At 66.7% G+C, this 14,639-nt stretch carries 15 protein-coding genes and 2 pseudogenes; 6 read left to right on the top strand and 11 right to left on the bottom strand.

Features of this window, described 5'->3' with window-relative positions; all coding sequences use genetic code 11:
* Positions 1-117: 117 nt before the first annotated feature.
* Both AB0O76_RS33065 and AB0O76_RS33060 read right to left on the bottom strand, forming a co-directional pair.
* Positions 118-1,596, bottom strand: a complete 1,479-nt coding sequence (locus tag AB0O76_RS33065) for a hypothetical protein (protein ID WP_365498848.1) — start codon at positions 1,594-1,596, stop codon at positions 118-120.
* A 364-nt stretch (positions 1,597-1,960) separates the two neighbouring features.
* Positions 1,961-2,266: a hypothetical protein gene (locus tag AB0O76_RS33060; protein ID WP_365499159.1), complete on the bottom strand. Its 306-nt coding sequence runs from the start codon at positions 2,264-2,266 to the stop codon at positions 1,961-1,963.
* Between AB0O76_RS33060 and AB0O76_RS33055 the strand changes: the two are divergent.
* Positions 2,243-2,563: pseudogene (locus AB0O76_RS33055) on the top strand (mobilization protein); the annotation flags it as partial. The gene AB0O76_RS33060 and the pseudogene AB0O76_RS33055 overlap by 24 nt on opposite strands.
* A gap of 53 nt (positions 2,564-2,616) precedes the next feature.
* Here AB0O76_RS33055 and AB0O76_RS33050 read toward each other — a convergent pair.
* The 3 genes from AB0O76_RS33050 to AB0O76_RS33040 all read right to left on the bottom strand — a co-directional run bounded on the left by AB0O76_RS33050 (position 2,617) and on the right by AB0O76_RS33040 (position 5,336).
* Positions 2,617-3,108: a cupin domain-containing protein gene (locus AB0O76_RS33050; RefSeq protein WP_365498845.1), complete on the bottom strand. Its 492-nt coding sequence runs from the start codon at positions 3,106-3,108 to the stop codon at positions 2,617-2,619.
* An 81-nt stretch (positions 3,109-3,189) separates the two neighbouring features.
* Positions 3,190-4,008 carry a class I SAM-dependent methyltransferase gene (locus AB0O76_RS33045; RefSeq protein ID WP_365498842.1) on the bottom strand — a complete coding sequence of 273 codons (819 nt, stop codon included), beginning with the start codon at positions 4,006-4,008 and terminating at the stop codon, positions 3,190-3,192.
* Entirely contained in the window at positions 4,005-5,336 is a 1,332-nt protein-coding gene (locus AB0O76_RS33040; RefSeq protein WP_365498839.1) for an XRE family transcriptional regulator, read from the bottom strand. Before AB0O76_RS33040 ends, AB0O76_RS33045 begins: the two co-directional genes overlap by 4 nt.
* A gap of 103 nt (positions 5,337-5,439) precedes the next feature.
* On the opposite strand from AB0O76_RS33040, the gene AB0O76_RS33035 reads away from it, so the two are divergent.
* From AB0O76_RS33035 to AB0O76_RS33020, 4 genes are read left to right on the top strand one after another with little or no spacing between them, the layout of a single operon-like run.
* Positions 5,440-5,886, top strand: coding sequence for an ATP-binding protein (locus AB0O76_RS33035; RefSeq protein WP_365498836.1), 447 nt, complete (start codon positions 5,440-5,442; stop codon positions 5,884-5,886).
* 4 nt (positions 5,887-5,890) lie between these two features.
* A complete protein-coding gene (locus tag AB0O76_RS33030) occupies positions 5,891-6,370 on the top strand; it encodes a hypothetical protein (RefSeq protein ID WP_365498833.1) in 480 nt (159 codons plus the stop codon).
* Positions 6,371-6,398: 28 nt separating this feature from the next.
* Positions 6,399-7,553 (top strand): hypothetical protein, encoded by a 1,155-nt coding sequence (locus tag AB0O76_RS33025; protein WP_365498831.1) that lies wholly within the window; start codon positions 6,399-6,401, stop codon positions 7,551-7,553.
* Complete coding sequence (locus AB0O76_RS33020; RefSeq protein WP_365498828.1) at positions 7,550-7,903, top strand: ASCH domain-containing protein; 354 nt, start codon at positions 7,550-7,552, stop codon at positions 7,901-7,903. The genes AB0O76_RS33025 and AB0O76_RS33020 overlap by 4 nt, the downstream gene beginning before the upstream one ends.
* 47 nt (positions 7,904-7,950) lie before the next feature.
* Here AB0O76_RS33020 and AB0O76_RS33015 read toward each other — a convergent pair whose 3' ends face one another.
* The 5 genes and pseudogenes from AB0O76_RS33015 to glnA all read right to left on the bottom strand — a co-directional run bounded on the left by AB0O76_RS33015 (position 7,951) and on the right by glnA (position 13,132).
* On the bottom strand, positions 7,951-8,310 hold the full coding sequence (locus AB0O76_RS33015; RefSeq protein ID WP_365498825.1) for a hypothetical protein: 360 nt from the start codon (positions 8,308-8,310) through the stop codon (positions 7,951-7,953).
* A gap of 266 nt (positions 8,311-8,576) precedes the next feature.
* Positions 8,577-9,787 (bottom strand): annotated as a pseudogene (locus tag AB0O76_RS33010) (IS256 family transposase).
* A gap of 155 nt (positions 9,788-9,942) precedes the next feature.
* On the bottom strand, positions 9,943-10,959 hold the full coding sequence (locus AB0O76_RS33005) for a hypothetical protein (protein WP_365498822.1): 1,017 nt from the start codon (positions 10,957-10,959) through the stop codon (positions 9,943-9,945).
* Complete coding sequence (locus tag AB0O76_RS33000) at positions 10,883-11,437, bottom strand: hypothetical protein (protein ID WP_365498819.1); 555 nt, start codon at positions 11,435-11,437, stop codon at positions 10,883-10,885. Before AB0O76_RS33000 ends, AB0O76_RS33005 begins: the two co-directional genes overlap by 77 nt.
* 285 nt (positions 11,438-11,722) lie before the next feature.
* On the bottom strand, positions 11,723-13,132 hold the full coding sequence (glnA, locus tag AB0O76_RS32995; RefSeq protein ID WP_360763051.1) for a type I glutamate--ammonia ligase: 1,410 nt from the start codon (positions 13,130-13,132) through the stop codon (positions 11,723-11,725).
* Positions 13,133-13,350: 218 nt separating this feature from the next.
* Here glnA and AB0O76_RS32990 point away from each other — a divergent pair, with 218 nt between their 5' ends.
* The gene (locus AB0O76_RS32990; RefSeq protein ID WP_365498816.1) at positions 13,351-13,818 is read left to right on the top strand and encodes an RDD family protein; all 468 of its coding nucleotides are present in this window, start codon (positions 13,351-13,353) and stop codon (positions 13,816-13,818) included.
* A gap of 111 nt (positions 13,819-13,929) precedes the next feature.
* On the opposite strand, the gene AB0O76_RS32985 is transcribed toward AB0O76_RS32990, so the two are convergent.
* Positions 13,930-14,631: a DUF4191 domain-containing protein gene (locus tag AB0O76_RS32985; protein ID WP_360763057.1), complete on the bottom strand. Its 702-nt coding sequence runs from the start codon at positions 14,629-14,631 to the stop codon at positions 13,930-13,932.
* Positions 14,632-14,639 lie beyond the last annotated feature (8 nt).

The raw sequence follows: 14,639 nt of genomic DNA, 5'->3' as shown, positions 1-14,639 counted from the left end.
CGCAGGTCACGACCCAGCGGCTTAGATGTCGAAGTACAGCTTGGATAATGCTCTGACCTGCAGCGATCAGTCGCACTTGCCGGGACCGGTGCACATCCGGTGCACATCTCGCGGGGTTCAGTGTCCGGAGCGGGAAAGGCGCCGGGTGAGGCCGGCAATGACGGTGGTGGCCAGGAGCCAACCGGCTATCGCACTTGCCCAGGCGACCCATGCAGTGTTGCCGGTGGGCGTGAATGCCTTCTCCTGGCCGAGGTCCAGGATGGGCAGGATGACGTCGAGTGCGAACGCGACGGGCTGGAAGGCCGGACCGTTGGCGCGGACGGGCCGTGGTGGTACTGCCGCGAAGGTGATGGCGGCAAGTGCCGTGAGGGCGAAGAGCCATCCGAGAGCGCGTCCCGGGCGGTAGCCGTAGCCAACGGTGAGGTCTTCGAAGTATCCCCAGAGCCGGGCGGGCAGTTGTGCGGAGGTGCGCCGCCTTCGGTGGCGGGCCAGCTGCACGGCTTGGGCATCGTCGTCATGGCCGCGCTGTCGGTAGTAGGTGGCCAAGCGCTCGTACGCGAGAGGGCTGTACTCACTGTTGCGATCAAGCCATGCCAGACGTTGGGCGGCCGGGAGCAGGGGGCGGAGGTCTTGATAGGTCAATCCGTCCAGCTCGATTCGCGACGGCCAAGCGGCGGGGGAATCGTTGATACGCCCGATGGTTGCGGCGCGAAGGTCGTACGAGGAGGGCCGGGTGCTGGTAGAAGTCATGTCCAGGACGCCCAGGACTGCATGTTGCAAATCGATGTTCGACGCGTCGGAGAACGTAGAAGTAGACAAGCGCAGGGTGCCCTTGATCGTGGTGCGTGGCAGGGTGACGGAGCCCGTGAAGGTCGCTCCGTCACCCAAGTTGAGGTTTGCTTCAACGTGCGCTCCTGGGGCGCGTAGTGCGTGATCGCCTTGTGCAGTGAGAGCGCATCCGGAGAGTTCAATTGATTCGCCGACGCTGGCGGCGAAGAGATTGACCCCACCTTGAGTCTTCATGCCGTTGCCGTAGATACCTCCGCCAATCGCTACTGAAGGGGCATTCACAGCCCACCCGCTATGGCTGCGTATCTCAGCCTTGTTGAGCCAGCATTGGCCGCCGACTGTTGCCCCGAAGAGGGAGATTCCACCCCCGTCGACGGACAGTTCCGTGCAGTGAAGGTCCTGGGCGATACGGAGGCCGTCGCAGCGAAGGGCCGCATGAGTTGTGCTGCTCAGACACCCTTTGATCACCTCAAGGGTGAAGACCTGAGCCCCCCAGAGGTTGATCCCGCCCGCGGCGTTGATGGCCCGCGCGTACAGCCCACCGCCGACGCGTAGTTGGGGAGCGCGCAAGGCGTACCCTGCATCCTCGCTGACCAACTCGGCACCATTGAGCCACACGTCACCGCTGATGTCCGATCTGAACAGAGATACGGCTCCGCTGGTCATTCGGGAAAGCTTCAGATCGCCCTCAATCTTTGCTCTGTTTGCATTCAAGGCCGAAAGTGTGGCGCCAGTAAGGTCAACAGAGCAGAGCGAAGAGTCGCTCAGATCGATCGGGCTGTCGAAATGACAGTTGACGAAGGTCACAGGTATCTCAACTCTCGCGTGCGACAGCTGAAGGCTTCCCGTGATCGTGGCGCCGATCAAATGCAGTCGTAGCACTGCACCAGGTTCCGGAAGCGGAGGCTGTAGCAGGAGCTGGGCGATGGCTGCTGCAGCTACTTCCCGGTCCTGCCCGGTCGTGCTCTCGGACGTAGGGGCGGAGAGGTCCAAAGCCAGCCCCGCCCGCATCGCGTGCCATAACTGCTGGGCTGTTGGCGGCCATTGAGCTGGGGGTGTGGACATAGCTCATTCCATCACCGTCGGCTCGGCACGATGGCGGGTTGCGCAAGATCCTCTGCCCCCGACTGGCACGACCTCTGCCGGCCGTTGGGCCCAGGGAACCACGCGATCATGTCATCGCAATGGTGGCAAGGGGAGGTGGAGCGCCACACGCCGACCAGATTCGGCCGCTGCGCTCCATTGGCCGGTCGCAGGAGCAGGGCCTCTGCTCCCACGACAGCAGTACGTCCTTCGCGGCCTTCTTCGACCGTCGGGGCTTCACGCGCTTCACCGAACCGGTATCGCAAGGATTCTTGGCGATCAGGTCGTCGTCCACGGCCATGGCCAGGATCGATGACAGGTGCGTGAAGATCAGCCCGACGGTCGTCTCGTCGAGCACCTGCAGGCCGCTGTCCGCCGAGCTGTCCCCGACCATGCCGAACGCATTCTGGCCGACCCCGCCTGGCCGGCCTTGGCCACCACCCTCGCCCGAGCGGAATCCGCCGGCCACAACACCCGGCGGCTACTTACCGAGGTGGCGGCCAGCCGCGAGCTCGACTCTGCCGAGCGCCCTGCCGAGGTCCTCAACTGGCGCATCACTGCTCAGCCGAACAAGCGCGCACAGGCAGCACGCGCACAAAGCAGGAGCCGTACTGCAGCGGATACGTCAGCACCGCAGCCCGTTTCCACCCCGCCGCACAGGCACCATGAGGAACGCGCTCGCCGTCGCTAGTGCCGTGACCGTGGAGGTTCACCGGGTTGGTACTCGCGTTGCGGTCGGGCGAGCTACTGCGGTGCGTCCGGGGTGGCCTGGTAGGAGCTGGTGCGGTAACGGCTGCGGAACTCGGCCAGGAGGTCGTCGGTCGCCTCGGCCCCGGCGCTCACGGCGGCGTGGACGTCACGAAAGTAGTTTTCGTAGCCGGCGGGAGTGTAGAGACACAGGGCGCGCGCGGGGACCGGGCCCGCGTTCCGGAAGCCGTGCGGGGTGCCGCGGGTGGCGGCGAGCAGGTGCCCGGCGCCGGCTGTGACCTCGCCGTCTCCGGTGTGGAGTGTCAGCTCGCCCTCGAGAACGTAGAAGTACTCGTCGTGTCCGTCGTGCACGTGCGGCCGGGCGCCAATGGTGCCGGGGGCAAGGCTGAACTCCTCGAAAGCGAAGTGCCCGCCAGTGTGCTCGCCGGTAAGCCGGAAGAAGTGCTTGACACCGGCGACGTCGATGAGTTCGCCGTCCTGGGGGCGGCGCAGAAGCGGGCGGACGGTGGTCCGGGCCTGGTCAGTCATGGCTGCATTGTTGCCCAGTCGTCTTCAACTGACGTGGCTGGGTCCCCCGTACCAACCCGGTGAACCTTCGCGGTCACGGCACTAGCGACGGCAGACGAGGATGCCGCCAAGGCAGTGGATCTCGAACGCCCCATGCCGGGCGATGTGCTCGTCCACGATGGTGCGGGCCCGCTCGATCGTGGTTTTGAAGGGTACGTCGTGCTGGTCCGCCCATGCCTGGTACGAGGCCACGTGCGCGACCACGGGTCCGGCGTCGCGGACATTGATGATGCCGGGCAGTTCGATCGACTCGACGCGGCCGAACTCCTCTCCGAGAAAGGCTGGCGCCTTCTCCAGGGAGAACCGGGCGCTGAGCGAGATGCGCGCGGGGCCGCGGTCGGTGCCAAGGACGTCACCGGCCGCGCGCATCCACAGCTCGTCCAGCTCGGCCTTGTCGCGGTCGCTGTTGGTGGAGGCGATCAGCAGGCCGTCGGTGGTGACGACGCGAGAAAGCTCGCGCACAGCCTGAGGGATGTCTGGCGCGTGGTAGAGCATGTGCAGCGCCAAGGCGGCATCGACACCCGACGTGGAGAGCGGAAGCCTGGCCACGTCCGCCACCGCGACGGCTCCGGGTACGTCGGTGAGGATGCCGGGCGCAATGTCCAGACCCAGCAGTTCGAGATCGGGCCGGTCCTGACGCAGCCGCTTGATGAACTTGCCGTTCCCGCAACCGACATCGACGACCCGCCCACGCACATCTCCCAGCTGCTCGGTGACGATGCCCGGCAGGTCATGGCGCGGCGTCTGCCACTGATAGAGAGACTGCCGGGCAGCGAGGTCCCGATCCCCGTTATAGGCGCTCCCGGCGAGGCGGGCGCGGTCGGTGACAGCGGCGTCGTGGGCGGCGGAGAGGTCGGTCACGTCGGCAGCTCCGGTGGACGGGCAGCGGGAGAGGCCGCGAGGACGGCCGTGTGCTGGATGCGCTCGCACAGCTGGGTCACCTGCACGGTCCCACCGTACTGCCGCCCGCCCAGCTCCCGGCAGAGATCAACCAACCTCCGAACGATGCTCGCCGACAGCCTCTCCAGTGGCGCCTCGAGCACGAAGCCGGCCATCGCCTCGGTGCCGTCGAGGTCGTCCAAGAGCATGTGGCCACGGGCAAGGTCGAGATGGGCCGCGAAGAGGTCGCCGACCGACTGGTCGTCGGCCTCGGCGCCGCGGTAGAGCCGGATCGCCGTGTCAGTGCTGGCGATTGCCTGCTGGACGTGGGCGCGACCGCCGATGGCCAGGTGCGTCGTACTGGCATACGCGAACTGCTTGGCGGCGGGAACGGCGAAGACTCCCGGGGCGTCGTCGTGCCCGAGCGTTCCTTCGCGGGAGCGCTCCGCGGCCGCCAAGGCGATTGCGGCGCCCGCCCCGTCACCTGCTATCGCCAGTGAACGCGCCTCCAGGCTTGCGAGCCGGGCGCCGATGCTTCCGCCCGCTCGGTGCTGGCGCCCCGCCTGAGCGAGGTCGGCCGCCTGCTCGTAGCGCCCCGTCCAGTAGGCGATAAGCGACTCCACCGCCCGCACCCAGGCCAGCATTGCCTCGTGCCCGGCCGCCTCGGCGCACGCACGGGCGGCACGGGCATGGGTGGCCGCCGAGTCGTAATGCCCCAGATCCAGGCAGACGTGGGCACATAGCCCGCACAGCCTGGAGGCCGAGACGTACAAGTCACTGGTCTGCCGAGGCCGTTGACGCCCGCGCAGCAGCTTGAAGACGCCATCCCGTAACTGCTTGATCTCGACGTATAGCTCCAGCAGGGGGTGGCTGACGTACGAGTGCGCCAGCCGCGCCACATCGGCCTCCAGCTGCTTGACGACCAGCTCGTCGGCGTTGCGCTGCGCGATGAACCTGGCGAACTCGGCCGACGACGAGGCGTCCGCCGACACGGCGCCGGCCACGGACCGCTCGGCCGGGCTCGGCACCACCAGACCGTCCGCGCCCTCCGCTCCGTCCCCATCGCCACGTCGCCTGGTGACCGCGACAGCGCGGTCGAGGACGCCCACCTCGACCGCGAAGACCTGGGCCAAGTGACCTCGGGTGTAGGGGACCGGGATGCGCGCTTCACGCTCGTAGCGCCCGACCTCCTTGCCGGTCATCGCCGCACGCCCCTCCAGGGCGTTGTATGTGTCGGCGACCTTCTGCTGGGTCCAGCCGCGCTCTATGCGGAGACCAAGGAGCAAGGCACCGATACCCGTGTCGCCCATCCCATTTCCCCGGAGCAGGTGGTTCTGGCCCCCATAGTGGCCCCCGGCTTGGCCCCCGCGCTGGCTCCCGACCCAAACGAGCGACGGCGGTTGGCTGTTGGACATGCCCAGCAGACCACGCGATGAGCCAAAGGCGGCCGAGCCGGATCACGCCGCAGGCGCCGCGACGCAGCGCACCATGCTCTTCGGCCGACGCAAGACCACCGCACGCGTTGCCCGTGAGTTCGTCGCCGAGACCCTTACCCAGTGGGGCTGCGGCGAACGCCTCGACGACGTCCGGCTCTGCACATCGGAACTGGTGACGAACGCCCTGCTGCATGGGACGTCTACCGACGACGTAATCCGCGTGCGCATCGAATTCCACGACGCCCAGTTGCTCATCGAAGTCCACGACGGCGGCGACGGCATGCCCAGGCAACGCCAAGTCCAGGACACCAGCGATGACGGACGCGGCCTGTTCCTGGTCTCCGCCGTCGCCGACGCTGGGGCGTTGCGTCCCGCGAAGGTCCAGGCAAACGCGTCTGGGTGGCCTTCAAGGACCTGGTGGTGACCACATGTTGATCCCCGCCCGCGCCGCCGAGCCATACGCCCTGTCCGCTGGATTGATCGCCTCCCTGGCCACGGCTACCTGGCTGGACACAGACCCGACCGGCGCCACGCTGTGCTGCCTGCTCCTTGTGCCGCAGCCACCCCGCAGCCCGTACGAGACGCCCGTGATCACCGAGCAGCGCATGCGCACCGTCGCCGCCGCACTCGGCCTCGGCCCGGCCGCAGCCCCGCCACCCGATATCGGCCCGCGCCTGCGCCCCCTCGGCCCGACGGACGTCGTCCTGCGCTTCGACGGCACCCCGTACCGCAAGCGCATACCCGCAGGCAGGCCCTGGACGCTGCTCCTGCGCCGGCAGACACCGGCCGCCCTCGTGCTGGGCCTCGACGCCCTCTCGCGCGCCGCCGCTCCCGCCGAGATCGACGCCTACCTCGACCGCGCCACGCATCAGCAACGGCTCCTCTTCGGCCACACCCGGACCGAGTGAACTGCTCCCCAACGCAAGGGAATCCGCCGTGACCATGCACCCCGTCTCACCGAACACCGTGCTCGCCAACGCCCTCCACCACGCCGAGGACGTCCTCACCCCGCGCATCCTGGCCGGGCCGCCGAATGGGGCCTCCCCTGCTCGAGCGAAGCCGAGAGCTTGGGGAAGGATCGTGCTCGTCGTCGGCACCCAGATCAACGGCGCCCCACACCTCGGCACTTCGCTGGTCCAGTCCCTCGCCTTCGCCATGGCCGCCCGTCTCCGCGCCCGGTTCGGCCTGCCGGCGGAAGTCCTCTTCAGCGCCCTCGACAACGCGCCGTATGACCTGGCCACCGACCCTGCGACCGGCCACCGCTACCAGCGCGCCTACGCCCAAGCCCTCGGCGATCAAGCCCTCACCGACCTCGTCGCCGCCCTGTACGAGCCGCTGTTCACCGCGCTGTCCCGGCGCCTGGGCATCCCATTCCGCGTCGAGACGTACACCCAGCAGCAGGCCGGCGAGCACTTCCGCCGCACTTGGTTACAAGTCCTGCCGCGCATCGACGCCGCCCGTTGGTGGCTTGCTCCCTCCACCGGCACCCCGCACATCCGCGTCCCGTGCCCGCACCTCGGCTGCGGCTGGGCCGAGAAGCATGCCGAACGCACCCGGGTGTACCTCGTCGGCCCGGACGCCGCAAGGGTGACTGCTGTCTGCCTACACCACGGCCCCTACGAGACGACCATCAGGCCGACCACAGGCGCGTACCTGGACCTGGCCACTCTGTACCGCAACCTCGTCAAGGAACTCGCCCTGTCCAGCCCACGTGGCACGCTCCACGTCATGGTCAAGGGCGGCGACTGGGTCTTCGGCTCCCACCTCGTCGACGAAGCCCTCCAAGCGGTGGGCCTCACCCGAGCCCAGCTCCCCGCCCGCCTCTTCTGCCCCCAGATCGTCACCGACACCGGCGCAAAGCTGTCCAAGTCCCTGATGCGCGAGGGCCACACGCCCTTGCCCGACGGTGCCACCGCCTGGATGCTCGACACCCGGCAGTGGCCCGGCTCGTTGCCCCAGTACGCCGAGCAACTGCTCACCCTGACCGAGACCCTGCTGTCCGACCCCCGCCACTTCTTCCGCTCGTACTCGGCCGCTGAGATCGGCCGCATGATGACGGCACCAGCACCCAGGAGCGTCCCCGCCCCATGACCGACACCACCGCCCGCGTCCGCGAACTCCACCTCTACCGCAAGTATTTCGAGCTCGTGGCTGCGGGCACCAAGACCATCGAGGTGCGGGTGAAGTATCCACACCTGGAAGGCCTCGCAGCCGGCGACACCATCCGGTTCCGCATCAAGGGCACCGAGGAGACCTGCGACGTCCGCGTCTTGCGCGTCGCCGAGTACGAGTCCTTCGAGGCTCTCCTCGACGGCGAGGGCCCCGCCAAGGTGAACCCCAGTGCCATCCGCGATGAGCAGCTCGCCAACATCCGCGCCATCTACCCACCAGAGAAGGAAGCCCTCGGCGCCCTCGCCATCGAGATGGAACGCCTTGACTGAGAGGACGCGGGTCATACAAGGGCTTTGGCGACCCAGCCAGGGTTGGGTCAGCCTTCGATTTCTGCAATCCACGGCAGGCAAGGTACGTGCCTGCGCAGGGTCCGATCGGCAGGTACGAAGCTCCGGGCGAGGTCCCAGAGGGGAGCGTTATCCAGACGGTGGCACTCTCCTGCCAGAACTTCGGCAAAGGCCAGCAACTTGCGTCGGGCTTGGTTCTCAAGCAGGTCGGCTGCGGCCTTGGCGCCGCTGCTGATCAGCCTAGTGGTGCTGATCAGTTCCTTCTTTGCGGCTGAATCCCCGTGCGCAAGAGCGCGCGACAAGCGGTCTCGCTCTCCAGTTACATGGGCTGCAGCGAGAAAGAGAATCGATGAGGCTGCGGTCTCGGCCGACTCTCCTGCATTGGTCATGGCGTTTGCCAACAGGGGGAGCTCAGCGAATGGGAGCGGGTCGGCGGTCTCCCATAGGGGTTCCGAGACTCGGAGCCCGGCTCCTATTCCCGTGCTGTCCACGCATAGTGGCGGCCGGCCACGTGAGCGTTGCCGCAACTCCCAACGCTCGACACCAGGGTCAGCTATGGATCCCCTAAGAATTGCGCGGAATGCCTCTCGCACGGGAGTGTCTTTTCCTTTGTGTAGGCCTGGTGTTGACGCTTCTTCTGGGTCGTGTGTGGGTGCTACTGGTTGTCGGTGACGCGGTCGCCGTAGAAGCCGGCGAGGGTGTTGATGGCCGTCTTCCAGTTGCGGGTCTGGCCGGTCACGTTCGGCTGGTTGGGCCGTCGGTCTCTGATCACGAGGTAGAGCACTTTCAGGGCGGCTTCCTCCGTCGGGAAGTGGCCGCGGCGCCGAGTGGCCTGACGGATGCGGGAGTTGAGACTCTCGATCATGTTGGTTGTGTAGACGACCTTGCGGATCTCAGGCGGGAACCGGAGGAAGACCACGAAGTGTTCCCAGCTGCGGCGCCAGGTCGCGATCAAGGCCGGGTATCGGTCGCCCCATTCGGCCTCGAACTCGGTGAAGCGGGCCTCGGCCGCGTCCGCGTTGACGGCGGTGTAGACCTGCCGGAGCTCCTTGGCCAGGACCGACCAGTCCTTGGTGGAGGCGAAGCGGAGGCTGGCGCGGACCATGTGGACCACACACAGCTGGACATCGGCCAGCGGCCAGATGTTCTGGATCGATTCGGGCAGGCCCTTCAGGCCGTCACAGCAAGCGATCAGGACGTCCTGGATGCCGCGGTTCTTCAGCTCCGCCAGCCAGGTCATCCAGGTCTTGGCACCTTCCCCGCCGCTGCCGACCCACATGCCCAGCACGTCGCGCTCGCCCTCGAGGCTGATACCGACGGCGATGTAGACGGACGGTTGGCGACCGCGCCATCACGGATTTTGACGACGATGGCGTCGATCATGACGACCGCGTAGACGCGGTCCAGCGGGCGCTGGCGCCAGGCATCGAGTTCGGCGGTGACCTTGGCGGTGGCCCGGGAGATCAGGTCCCGGGAGACCTCCATGTCGTAGATCTCCGCGAGATGAGCCTGGATCTCGCCCGTGGTCAGGCCCTTCGCATACAGCGACACGATGGCCTCGTCGAAGCCCTCCACCCGCCGCGTGTGCTTGGGCACGATCTGCGGCTCGAAGCTGCCCGTCCGATCCCGCGGCACCTCCAGATCGACCGGCCCGACATCGGTCAGCACCCTCTTCTTCGAGGTGCCGTTGCGGGAGTTGCCCGACCCCGCCCCGGCCCGATCACCACGCTCGTAGCCGAGATGCTCGCTCATCTCCGCCTCCAGCGCGCCTTCCAGGACCAGCTTCACCAGCCCCTTCAACAGCCCGTTCTCCCCGACCAGGTTCAGCCCCTCGGCGCGGGCCCGGGTCACCAACTGCTCGGCCATCTCGCGGTCCAGCTCGGCCCGTCTCGCCAACTCCGCCCCCGTCTGCACATTGTTCGCACTCTCGCGGGGGTTTCCGCCTTTGATCCCCATGGTGATCCTTCCCGGCAGAGACCACGTCTCATGCCATCTAGGTCACACCGGGGCATACACAATCTTTAGGACAGTCCCTCTCGCACATCGTTGATGGAGAGATCGAGAACGTCCAAGCGCACGAGACTACCTTGGCGTCGAATGTCCAGCACTGAGAATCCGACCTCTCCAGCGGCTTGAAGTATGGCGAAGTCTCGGCTGACGTAGGTTGCCTCCTCCGCGCCCCAATTGATCAAGGATGCGTTCTGCGCGTAGGCCACGGCGACTCCGTGCTCGAACCCGTGGCAGATGGTGCGGGCTCGGATTACAGCGTCCAGTACCGCCTGCAGGTCAGTCGGCTGGCCGCCCAGAAGGAGCGTGCCGTCGACGGGGTCCCAGCGGAATTCCTCGTGTGCGTTCGCGTTGCGCCAATCGGAGTGGATCGTGGAAGCGAGCAATTTGCACAGCGGCTGTTCCCCCTGGGCCACGAGTAGGTCTCGTATGGTCGAGAGAGAGGCCCCTTGTGGGATTGTCCTGCCCAGCAGTTCCAATACCACAGTGGCAGTGCGCTTGACGTCGCCTTCGAGCGCGGCTCGATGCATGTCCAAGGCCGCACGCGCCTTCTCTTCATGGTGCTCCGCCCGGTTGTAGGCATCGCGGTAGGCGATCTGTCCGCGGTGGGAGGACAGCAACTCCCGTTCTTGGCTGACATGCCGTGCCATCACCGAACACGTAAGCTCTGGTTCCGACTTGAGATGGGACGCCACCAGATCTCGCGATAGAAGTGTGGCGCGGTGCGCCTCCAAAGGGCGGTCGGACAGTGCGAGCATGGCTAGGTGATTGAGTAGTTTCACCGTCAGCGGTAGCGAGTCGTCGATCAAATGCTTCATGCTTCGGCGCAGCCGACGATCGAGGTTCTTTGGATTCTTCGCCCAGGCAGCCAGCAAACGAGCCCGTACTGCTACACCCGAGCCGTGACTCATTTCCTCGTCCGACAGTCCCAGCGTTCGCCGGTAGGTGTCCTCGTCAGGAACGCTGGCCTGATGATGATTCCTGGTTGCCGTCTCCAGGGCCCGCGCAATTGCTTGGGCAAGCTTGGGCATGCCTTTGTACCGGAGCCCAAGCGGACTCCAGCCACCCCTGTTTGAGGCAGGCGAACAGTGCTTGGGCCTCGCATTGATTCGCTTGCGCCAGGTCAGCAGCCAAGCGTCGCTCAGCCGCGCTGGTCCGGGAAGGACTGAACCGGGATACCTCACCCGCGACGGTGCTAAGGGCGACAACAGACCTGCCGAGGCGCTGCAACAACTCTGGAAGTCGCTTCCCGACCGTCGCGCCGGAGGCGGTCCGCAGGAGCAGGATTTCCATCGCTGTCTCGTCGGTTATCTGCTGAAGCCTGGGCAGGTCGGCGTCCTTCAGCACGGACTTCCACTGCGCACGGGTCACCGGTATGAAGGCAACATCCTGTTGCTCCGGCGGCAGCGCATGAGGTGCGGTGAGCTTCAGACGTCCGATCAGTGCTTGCGCAGCGGCACGGGATTCTCGTTCGACCGTACCCAGTTGGTCGGGGAAGACTATGTCCACCAACACAGAATGTCACCGGCGCCTGGGTTGAAGCTCGCCCTTTTCCTTGATGGCCCGCACACGACAAGGATCGGTAGGGACGCACGCTACAGAGCAAGGCCGCCACCCCGATGGGAGTGGCGGCCTCACTGTTACTGACGCTACGTCAGAGGATCGGTCCGGCGGTGCACACGCGGTGCACAAGAGAGCGGGAAACAAGCGGGAACAGCGAGCACTGCTGAGCAGTTTTTTCGCAGGTCAACGCAGGTTTTCAGTATCCCCGCCCAGGTCGCCCAGACCTGATCTTTAGATGTCGAAGTACAGCTCGAACTCGTGCGGGTGCGGCCGCAGCTGGATCGGGGCGATCTCGTTCGTGCGCTTGTAGTCGATCCACGTCTCGATCAGGTCGGACGTGAAGACGCCGCCCGCCTGCAGGTACTCGTTGTCCGCCTCGAGGGCGTCGAGGACCGCGGGGAGGGAGGTCGGGACCTGGGCGACGCCCGCGTGCTCCTCGGGGGCGAGCTCGTAGAGGTCCTTGTCGATCGGCTCCGGCGGCTCGATCTTGTTCTTGACGCCGTCCAGGCCCGCGAGGAGGAGCGCGGAGAAGGCCAGGTACGGGTTCGAGGACGGGTCAGGCGCGCGGAACTCGACGCGCTTGGCCTTCGGGTTCGAGCCCGTGATCGGGATACGCATCGCCGCGGAGCGGTTGCGCTGCGAGTACACCATGTTGACCGGGGCCTCGAAGCCCGGGACCAGGCGGTGGTACGAGTTCACCGTCGGGTTGGTGAAGGCGAGCAGCGACGGGGCGTGCTTGAGGATGCCGCCGATGTAGTAGCGGGCGGTGTCCGAGAGACCGGCGTAGCCCTGCTCGTCGTAGAACAGCGGGTCGCCGTTGGCCCACAGCGACTGGTGGACGTGCATGCCCGAGCCGTTGTCACCGAAGATCGGCTTCGGCATGAAGGTCGCGGTCTTGTCGTTGCGCCAGGCGACGTTCTTCACGATGTACTTGAAGAGCATCAGGTCGTCGGCCGCGGCGAGCAGCGTGTTGAACTTGTAGTTGATCTCCGCCTGGCCGGCCGTGCCGACCTCGTGGTGCTGGCGCTCGACCTGGAGGCCGTTCTTGTCCAGCTCCAGAGAGATCTCCGCGCGCAGGTCGGCGAAGTGGTCGACCGGCGGGGCCGGGAAGTAGCCGCCCTTGTAGCGGACCTTGTAGCCGCGGTTGTTCTCGACCGCACCGGTGTTCCAGGCGCCGGCCTCGGAGTCGATGTGGTAGAAGCTCTCGTTCGCCGACGTCTGGAAGCGGACGTTGTCGAAGACGTAGAACTCGGCCTCGGGGCCGAAGTACGCGGTGTCGGCGATGCCCGTCGAGGCCAGGTACGCCTCCGCCTTCTTCGCCACGTTCCGCGGGTCACGGCTGTACTGCTCGCCCGTGATCGGGTCGTGGATGAAGAAGTTGATGTTGACCGTCTTGTCGCGGCGGAAGGGGTCGACCCGGGCGGTCGACAGGTCCGCGCGGAGCGCCATGTCGGACTCGTGGATGGCCTGGAAGCCGCGGATCGACGAACCGTCGAAGGCCAGCTCCTCGTTCGGGTCGAACGCCGCTGCCGGGATGGTGAAGTGCTGCATCACTCCGGGCAGGTCGCAGAACCGGACATCTACGAACTTCACGTCCTCGTCCGCGATGAACTTCTTTGCGTCGTCGGCGTTCTGGAACATCCAACTCCTCCTACTCCCGGCCCCCAGGTGGGTACGGGGTTGCAGCTCGTTGTGCGGCCAGTGCGGTGGCACACGCTGGGACCCGACCATAGGGACGGGGGATTTCTCAAGCATGACCCATTTGTTTCGCCGAAGTTAACCGGGCCGGGTCTGCATCGGGCGCCATTCGTCCTACCCCGCCCGTCCTCGTACGAAATCGGGCGCAGTACCGTGGTCGGGTGGACAACAGGCAAGCAATCGGATCGTGGCTGTCCGGCCCGCGTGCGGCGGCAGAGGACGCGGGCGTCGATTTCGGCTACCGGGGCGAGCAGCTCGGCCTGCCGGAGGAGGGGCCGGGCTCGATCGCGCGGCCCGGCCGGCGCATCGGCGCCGTCGCCGTCGACTGGGCCCTGTGCATGGTTATCGCATACGGCCTGTTCGCTCGCGGTGACCAGCAGGCGATGGGCAACTGGGCCCTGGGCATCTTCTTCGTGCTCAACGTGCTGACCGTCGGCACGGTCGGCTGCACCCCGGGCAAGGCGCTCTTCAGGCTGCGCGTCATCGCCGAGCAGGGCGGCCGAGTCGGCATCGGCAGGGTCCTGGTCCGCAGCCTGCTGCTGTGCGTCGCCATCCCGGCCCTGATCTGGGACCGCGACGGCCGCGGCCTCCACGACCGCCTCGCCCGCGCGGTCCAGGTGCGGATCTGAGCTGAGCACCGCCCCCACGCCTGGCATGGCGAAGGCCCCGGAACCAATTGGTTCCGGGGCCTTCGTCGACGTAGGAGAAAGAAAAGAAGGGGGAAGCAGCAGGAAGGAAAGTCAGCGCATCTTCGGTCCGCCGCGAGGCATCCGCATGCCCTTCGGCATCGGCCCCTTCGGCAGCGGCATGTTGCTCATCAGGTCGCCCATCGCGCGCAGCCGGTCGTTGGTCGCCGTGACCTGCGGGCCCTGGAGGACGCGGGGGAGCTTCAGAAGCGTCGTACGCAGCTTCTTCAGCGGGACCTCGCCCTCGCCGGTGCCGACGATGACGTCATGCACCGGGACGTCCGAGACGACGCGCGCCATCTTCTTCTTCTCGGCGGCCAGCAGGCTCTTCACCCGGTTCGGGTTGCCCTCGGCCACGAGCACGATGCCCGCCTTGCCGACCGTGCGGTGCACGACGTCCTGGCTGCGGTTCATCGCCACCGCCGGAGTCGTCGTCCAGCCACGGCCGATCTTGTCGAGCACCGCGGCCGCCGCACCGGGCTGGCCTTCCATCTGCCCGAAGGCGGCACGCTCGGCCCTGCGCCCGAAGACGATCGCCATCGCGAGGAAGGCGAGCACAAAGCCCAGAATGCCGAGATAGATCGGGTGACCGATCCCGAAGCCGATCGCGAGGAAGACACCGAAGGTGACGATTCCCACAGCCGCGATGACAAGCCCGATCCGCGGATCGGCCTTGCGGGTCATCTTGTAGGTCAGTGCGATCTGCTTGAGTCGCCCGGGGTTCGCGGCGTCCGCCGCGGTTTCCTTCCTCGCCATGTCCTGAA

Source organism: Streptomyces sp. NPDC086554, assembly GCF_040686095.1.
GTDB lineage: Bacteria > Actinomycetota > Actinomycetes > Streptomycetales > Streptomycetaceae > Streptomyces.
Note: the sequence above shows the minus strand (reverse complement) of the source record. Positions and strands in the feature narration are given on the sequence as shown.